Consider the following 738-nt stretch of genomic DNA (forward strand, 5'->3'; position numbering starts at 1 on the left):
CGCGGCCGGGCGAGCCGCCAGTAGGTGCGCAGGATGCCCAGCAGCTGGGGCGACAGCATCACGTTGCGATCCTTCGCGCCCTTGCCGTGGCGCACCTGGATGACGCCGCGGGCGCTGTCGATGTCTTCGATCCGCTGTCCCGCGACCTCGGAGGCCCTGGGGCCGGCCGCATAGGCCGTGGTGAGCGCGGCGCGGCTCTTCAGGCTCGACTCCGCCTCGAGGAACTGCACCACTTCGTCGGCGCTGAGAACGACCGGCAGCTTGCGGGGCTCTCGCGCATAGGGAATGCGCTCCGGGATGAGCGCCTCGCCGAGCGTGACGCCGTAGAAAAACCGTAGCGCACAGACGATGATCTGGTTCAGCGCCGGCCATGAGATGTCGGTCGAGACCAGATGCACCTGGAAGGCGCGGACGTCTTCCAGCTCCAACCGCTCAGGCGATCGGCCGAAATAGCGGCTGAACTTCGAAACCGCGCCGATGTAGGATCGCTGCGTCGCCGGCGACAGACTGCGGACGGTCATGTCCTCGATGATGCGGCGGCGAAGAGGCTCAAATCGGCCATCTCGATACCCTGTCTGAGGGGGGCTCCAACACCCACATCCTCTCAGCAGGAGGCGATCTACGCCACCTCGCCACGCACGCCGCGACAGCGGCTTCGTTCAATCCACAAACGAAAATTGCAAGGTTCGGGGGCCTCAAGCCCCCAATCCCTGCAATCTCAAATGCCGCCCCAACCGG

Annotated in this window: 1 protein-coding gene; it reads right to left on the bottom strand. The window is 65.7% G+C overall.

Translation table 11 applies throughout. From position 1 onward, the window contains the following. Positions 1-521 (bottom strand): tyrosine-type recombinase/integrase (locus AC0L3A_RS40790; RefSeq protein ID WP_473256587.1); only part of this gene is annotated, 521 nt, incomplete at its 3' end. Positions 522-738 lie beyond the last annotated feature (217 nt).

The sequence above is a fragment of the Bradyrhizobium sp. MI1.3 genome, from assembly GCF_055811695.1.